Source organism: Chrysiogenia bacterium, assembly GCA_020434085.1.
GTDB lineage: Bacteria > JAGRBM01 > JAGRBM01 > JAGRBM01 > JAGRBM01 > JAGRBM01.
In genome coordinates, this window is sequence record JAGRBM010000370.1 from 1 (window position 1) to 6,815 (window position 6,815).

At 63.1% G+C, this 6,815-nt stretch carries 5 protein-coding genes; 4 read left to right on the forward strand and 1 reads right to left on the reverse strand.

What is annotated here, in order from left to right; all coding sequences use genetic code 11:
- From KDH09_12870 to KDH09_12885, 4 genes are all read left to right on the forward strand, one after another.
- On the forward strand, positions 1–939 hold a 939-nt coding region (locus tag KDH09_12870; GenBank protein ID MCB0220585.1), incomplete at its 5' end, for a bifunctional riboflavin kinase/FAD synthetase.
- Entirely contained in the window at positions 936–1,814 is an 879-nt protein-coding gene (gene aroE, locus KDH09_12875) for a shikimate dehydrogenase (GenBank protein ID MCB0220586.1), read from the forward strand. The genes KDH09_12870 and aroE, both read left to right, overlap by 4 nt.
- Positions 1,815–1,892: 78 nt before the next feature.
- Positions 1,893–4,358 (forward strand): MMPL family transporter, encoded by a 2,466-nt coding sequence (locus KDH09_12880; protein MCB0220587.1) that lies wholly within the window; start codon positions 1,893–1,895, stop codon positions 4,356–4,358.
- A 71-nt stretch (positions 4,359–4,429) separates the two neighbouring features.
- Positions 4,430–5,323, forward strand: a complete 894-nt coding sequence (locus tag KDH09_12885) for a hypothetical protein (protein MCB0220588.1) — start codon at positions 4,430–4,432, stop codon at positions 5,321–5,323.
- A gap of 91 nt (positions 5,324–5,414) precedes the next feature.
- On the opposite strand, the gene KDH09_12890 is transcribed toward KDH09_12885, so the two are convergent.
- Positions 5,415–6,815: peptidoglycan DD-metalloendopeptidase family protein (locus KDH09_12890; protein ID MCB0220589.1), on the reverse strand; the 1,401-nt coding region annotated here is incomplete at its 5' end.

Here is a 6,815-nt window from a genome sequence, read left to right on the forward strand (position 1 = left end):
CACAACGCCTCCCACCTGCGCGACGGGGAGCTCGGCCCCGCCGCCATTGCCATCGGCAATTTCGACGGCGTGCATCTGGCACACCGCGTAATCTGCCGCCAGCTCGTGGAAAAGGCCGAGGAACTGGGCGTGCTGCCAATGGTCTACACCTTTCAGCCGCACCCCCGCAAAGTGCTGCAGGGACCCCAGGCGGTGTGCGTGCTGACGACCTTCGAGAAGAAATGCACCCTGCTGGCCGAGCTGGGTGTGAAGGTCGTGGTCTGGAGCGAATTCACCCGCGAGTTTTCCGAGCAATCGCCCAGCGAGTTCATCTCCCGCATCCTTGTCGACAAGCTTCGCGCGCGGCACCTGTTCGTTGGCCACGACGCCCACTTCGCTCGCGATCGCAGCGGGGACTTCAATACGCTTGCGGAAACCGGCGAGCGCCAGGGCTTTGGTGTCAGCCGCACCGAAGCGGTGATGCACGACGGACTGATCGTCAGCTCCAGCCAGGTGCGCAAGTTCATCGAAAGCGGCGAGATCCGCCGCGCCAATGAGTTTCTTGGCTGGCAGTTCTCCATCCCCGGCACCGTGGTGCGCGGCGACCAGCGCGGCCGCACGATCGGCTTTCCCACTGCGAACCTGCAGACCGAGGTGGAGGTCTTCCCCGCCCGCGGGGTGTATGCCACCTGCGTGAAATTCCAGGGCCGCACCCTCTGCGGGATCACGAACGTGGGCAAAAATCCGACCTTCAATCCCGAGATCGATACCGTGCCGCTGCGGATCGAGACGAATCTTTTCGATTTTTCCGGCGATCTCTACGGCGAACACATCGAGGTCGTCTTCCTCGACCGCATTCGGCCGGAGATGCGCTTTGAATCGGCCGATCAACTCAAGACCCAGATCGAGCAGGACATTCACGCCGCTCGAAAGATCCATGAAATGGAGGCTCGTGCATGACTCAGCCCCCCCTCACTGCCCAGACGGCGCTCTACGCCGTGCTTGGCGATCCAGTAGAACACTCCCTCTCGCCCGTTTTCCAGAACGCCGCGCTTGAAGCCGGCGGCGTGGATGCGCGCTACGTGGCGCTCCGGATGAGCGCCGAGGAGCTGCCCGATTTCCTCAAGGGAATCCGGCATTCGAACATCAAGGGTTTCAACGCGACCATTCCCCACAAGGAAGCGCTCGTGAAGCTCTGCGACAAGCTCTCGAAGGAAGCCCAGCTCATCGGCGCGGTCAACACCGTTTCGATCAAGGCGGGCAAGCTCCACGGTGACAACACCGACGGCGTGGGATTCCTCGAAAGCCTCTTCGAAGAAGCCAAGTTCGACCCCAAGGGCAAGAAGGTCTGCCTGCTCGGCGCGGGCGGCTCGGCCCGGGCGATCGGTTATTCGCTCGCCAAGGCCGGCGCCTCGCAGATTGTCATCGCCAACCGCACCGCCCCGAAGGCCCGCGCCCTGGCCGACGAACTGGGGGCAAAGGTGAAGAAGACCAAGTTCAGCGCCAGCTCCCACCGGAGCAGCGAGCTCTCGCGCGCCGTGGAGGGGGCCGACCTGCTGGTCAACGCCACCTCGGTCGGACTCGGCGGTCGGGGAATTATTTCCCTGCCCTGGGGGGTACTTCCCAAGCCGGCGCTCATTGCCGACATCGTCTACGAGCCGCGTCTCACGCCGCTGCTCACCGAGGCCAAGCGCCGCAAATACAAGATCCTCGGCGGTCTGGGGATGCTGGTCCATCAGGGCGCGCTGTCCTATGAAATCTGGACGGGGACCAAGCCCGACGTGGCGAAGATGCGCAAGGCAGCCGACAAGGCGCTGCGCGATCGTGAGGGCTGAACCGGGCACCTGCCGCTTGAGCAACCCGCTGGGCGATTCTTGAGGGACACAACAGGGTAAGAGGCAATCAGTACCCGCATGAGTGCATCCAAGCCGAGCGCCTTCGAACGCTACATCCTGCTGCTGCAACGCCGGGCCGGGCTTGTCCTTCTGGTGCTGAGCGTGCTGGCAGGCGTCGGCGTCTGGGCGGCATCGCACTTGGCGCTCCGCGCCGATTTTCGTGAGCTCCTTCCCCCCAACATGCGCAGCGTGCGCGACCTGCGCGTGGTGGACGAGCGCCTTGGCGGCGCGGGCAATTTCATCATCGTTGCCCAGAGCCCGGATTTCGAGGCCAACAAGGCCTATGCAACCGAACTCGCCTCCCGCATCCGCAACCAGGTCGATCGCAAGTACATCCGCGAGGTTGAGTACGAGAATCGCGCCCAGCGTGAGTTTTTTGAGAAGAACAAATACCTCTATGCCGAGGTCGAGGACCTGCAGGTCATTCATGAGCGCTTGCAGACCAAGCTCGAATTCGACCTGACCTGTAAGAATCCGCTCTTCTTCGACTTCACCGGCCAGTGCGACAAGGACCCGGGCTTCGACATCTCCGATCTGCAGGAAAAGTACAAGAGCGAAGAAGCCCGCTACGATCAGCACATCGACAGTTACTACACCAACGCCGATGGCACGCTGCTGGCCATTCTGGTGCAGCCCACCAGCCCCAGCGCGGCGGTGGAACAGGTGAGAGAGTTCCTGCGCGTGGTGCTGCCGGTGGTGAACTCGGTTAGTCCCACCGAGTACCACCCGGATATGAAGATCCACTTCACCGGCTCCTACGCCCAGGCCGATGAAGAATTGCGCACAATGATCCACGACATCCGCTCAACGGCGCTGGCCTGCGGCGTGCTCGTGGCGCTGGTGCTGTTCCTGTATTACCGGAGCCTGCGACAGATCTTCTTCATCAGCGCCACGGTGCTCTTCGGCCTTTCGTGGACCTACGGCCTGGCGCTGCCGACGCTCGGCATGCTGACCACGCAGACCGCCGTTCTCGGCAGCATCATTCTGGGCAACGGCATCAACAACGCGATCATCTTTCTTGCGCGCTATCTCGAAGAGCGACGCAGCGGCTCGCTCTCGGTGGAGGAATCGGTCTGCCGCGCGGCCAGCACGACGGTTGGCGCCACCTTCACGGCCGCCTTCACGACGGCGGCGGCCTTTGCGGTGCTGACCATCTCCGACATGCGCGCCTACAAACAGTTCGGTTTCCTGGGCGCCGCCGGCATGGTCGCCTGCTGGATCGCCGCCTACACCGCGCTTCCGGCGCTGGTCGCCCTTGGCGAGCGCATTCGCCCCTCCCGCCCCAAGGAATTCGACACCGCCCACGAGCGGGTGACCGGCGCCCTTGGACGGCTCATCCATGGCTCGCCGCGCGGTGTGGCGCTTGCCGGCGCCGCGCTGACGATCGCCGGGCTGGTGGGAAGCTATTTCTTCTGGAGCGATCCCTGGGAGAAAGACTACAGCAACATCCGCAGCGAGCGCTCGGTATCCGAGGGCTCTGGCTACTGGAACCGGCGTCTGATGGACGAGGTATTCAAGCTCTCGCTCACGCCGCTGGCGATTCTGACCGAAAGCCGCGAGCAGGCCCACGAGGTCTACGACACCCTGATGGCCGAGCGGGAGAAGAACCCGCAGACGATGATGGACTCGGTGCGCTCCTTCGATTCCTTCGTGCCCGAACACCAGAGCGAAAAACTCGAATGGATTGCCAGGATCAAGAAGCTCCTCGACGGCCAGGCGATCAAGTTCGTCAAGAAGAGCCAGCGCAAGGAACTCGATCTCATTCGAGACAGCATCGACCTCACCCCCATTACCGAGGCCGATGTTCCCAGGGAAATCCGCGAGCATTTCACCGAACTCGACGGCTCACTGGGCAAGATCGTCTACGTCTTTCCCGATAACTCGCGCCAGCTCTGGATCATGGAGAACGTCGTCACCTTCTCCAACGAAGTCTATGACGCCATCAAGGGGATTCCGGGCATTGCCGCCTCCAGCGACGCCATGATCATTGCGGACCTGCTCCAGCTCGTTCAGGCCGATGCGCCCATTGTGCTTGGCGCGGCCTTCCTGGCGGTTGTATTGCTGCTGCTCTTCAATTTCCGCAGTGTGAGCATCACCGCCAAAGTCCTGCTGCCGCTGGCGGTTGCCTATGCCTGGCTGGGCGCGCTCATCTACGCCGCGCAGATCCACCTGACCTTCATCAACTTCATTGTCCTCCCCATGGCGATCGGTATCGGCATGGATTACGCGGCCAATGTTTTCCACCGCTACGAACTCGAGGGCGAAGGCAGCATCGAGTCGGTCATCAAGACGACCGGCGGCGCGGTGATCCTCTGCTCGATTACGACGATCATCGGTTATGCCTCCCTGCTCGCCGGCGAGAGTCAGGCGCTGAGCTCCCTGGGCAAGCTGGGCCTGCTCTCGGAGGTCTGCACCGTGAGCGCCGCGGTGGTCGTCGCGCCCGCCGTGCTTGTGTTGCTGGAGCGCCGCCGACGGGCGTCCTGAGGCCGTTTGCTGCGCCCCACCCCGCTTTGCTATAGCTTCCCGACACAATTGGGATTTAGAGGGACTCATTCATGCGTAAAGTATCCACTGGATTTGTGATTTCACTGCTGGCCCTGGCCGCGCTTCTCTGGACGCCCGATACCGGCGCCGCCATGAGCGCCAAGGGCCCCAAGAAGCGCGTGGGCGTTGTCGCCTTTGCCAACAAGACCGGCCACCGCGGCGTCGGACAGGCCGCTGTCGATGTCCTGACCACCGAGCTGACCAAGACCGGCCAGTTCATCGTCGTCGAGCGCGCCGAAATTGAGCAGGTGCTCAAGGAACAGGGCTTTGGCCAGAGCGGCGCGGTCAATCCCGCAACCGCCGCCCAGGCCGGCAAGATTCTGGGCCTGCAGGGCATCATCATCGGCACCGTGAGTGAGTTCGGCCGCAGCAAGGTGAAGACCCATTTCCCGCTCAATACAGTCACGGTCGGTGACTATGCCACGCAGGTCGTCGTCGATGTGCGCGTCATCGATGCCGAAACCGCGCAGATTCTGCTGGCCGAGTCCGGCAAGGGCGCGGTGAAGATCACCGAGGCCCAGGTGCTCGGCTTCGGTCAGTCCACCCCCTATGACACGACGGTCGATGGCGAGGCCTTCCGCGCCGCAATTCAGCAGGTGATGCAGAACCTCATCAACCAGCTCGATGAGGGCGAGTGGCAGGGCCGCGTCATCAAGATGAGCGGCGATACCGCCCTCATCAACGCCGGCGAGAACGCCGGACTCTCCATCGGAGATGAACTCGGTGCCTACGAGCTCGGCGAAGAGCTCATTGACCCCGATACCGGCCTCTCACTGGGCATGGAAGAAGGCGGGCTCAAGGGCTTTTGCAAGATCCTCTCGTTCACCAACCAGGGCAAGGTTTCCAAGTGCAAGGTGATGAGCGGCGGGCTTGAGCGACTCGACATTGTGAAGGTCAAGAAGTAGCCCCCCCGAATATTCAGCACATAAAAAGGCCGGCCCCGCGAGGGACCGGCCTTTTTGTTTCCCCACGCGTATTCCTACGCGCGCTATTTACTCAGGTGCCGCTGGGCTCATCCGTGTCGGGTTCGGCCTTTGCGACGGCATCGATGCGGCGAAGGCGCTCGCGCATCACGTCGCGGAAGGCGAAGAACTCCCCGCGCAGGCTGGCCGGAACCGGATCGCCGCGCGGCAGGTCGGCGTTGAGCGGGTCGACGTAATTGCCGTTCTTGCGCAGCTCGAAATGCAGGTGCGGGCCGGTCGCCAGGCCCGTGCTGCCCACGTAGCCGATGATGTCCTTCTGTCCCACGCGCCGTCCCTTGCGAAGGCCGCGCGCAAAGCGCGAGAGATGGGCATAGGCGGTGGAATAGCCGTTGGGATGGCGCACGATGACCATGTTGCCATAGCCGCCGTTGCGCCCGGCAAAGTTCACGACGCCGCCGGCAACGCTCCATACCGGCGTTCCCGTAGAGGCGGCGTAATCCACGCCGTGGTGGGCGCGAAACATGCCGAGGACCGGGTGAAAACGCTTCTTCTGGAAGCGCGAACTGATGCGGGCGAAGTTGAGCGGCGTGCGCAGGAACGCGCGACGGGTCGAGCGACCCTCATCGTCGAAGCAGCGCAGGCGCGATTCGACGTCGATGCAGTAGGCCTCGTGGGTATGCCCCTGATTGACGAACTGGGCGGCCAGCAGGCGGCCGTAGTCCCAGAACTTTCCCTCGCGGTAGCGTTTTTCGACGATGAGCCGGAAGGCGTCGCCGCTGCGGGTCTCGCGGGCAAAGTCGATCTGCCAGGCAAAAAGCGATGCCAGCGCCAGTCCCAGCTCCGAGCGCTCTCCAAGGGCCTGCACCGAACCGATCAGGGAATCCTGAATGATTCCGGCAAGCCCGTATTCGCGCACCTCGAGCTCGACGTCCTCGCGTTTGGCGCTCCACGTGCCATCGCTGAGCGAGCCGACGTAGCGTTGGAGCGGCACGGGCTCATAGGCAAAACCGACGGGCTTCTTGTTGCCATCAAAGGTGAGGTCGAGCTTCGCCCCCTGGGGGACGTTGTTGATGTTCGTTTCTTTCTTGAGTGAGCCAAGAATCTGGATCACATCGGGCGGGAAGATGCCGGCCTTGTCCATCAGGCCTGTGAGGGTATCGCCAGCGCCCACGCGCATGTGGACTTCATTGCGTTCCATTTCCGGGGGAAGGAACGGACCGTAGAGCGGGCCTTCAATAATCTCACGCTGCTCGAAAGTGCCCTGGTCGGCGGCGCTGAGCTGCGGAAGGCTCTCATCGGAGGCCGCGGCTTCCTGATCTGCTTCGCTTGCTTCTTCGGTGAGGCTGGCCAGTTCCGGCCCGCTCTCGCGCAGCTCGCTGGGGCCGCGCCAGTAGGCCCAGACCGCCACCACGAAGAGCACCAGGCCGACCGCCAGCGCGGCAAGCAATGGATGGTGCGGGCCGAACGATCGCTC

Bases quoted from the DNA above. Each gene is read 5' to 3' on its own strand.
- KDH09_12885 (MCB0220588.1), top strand. From the start codon at position 4,430: ATGCGTAAAGTATCCACTGGATTTGTGATTTCACTGCTGGCCCTGGCC.
- KDH09_12880 (MCB0220587.1), top strand. From the start codon at position 1,893: ATGAGTGCATCCAAGCCGAGCGCCTTCGAACGCTACATCCTGCTGCTG.
- aroE (MCB0220586.1), top strand. From the start codon at position 936: ATGACTCAGCCCCCCCTCACTGCCCAGACGGCGCTCTACGCCGTGCTT.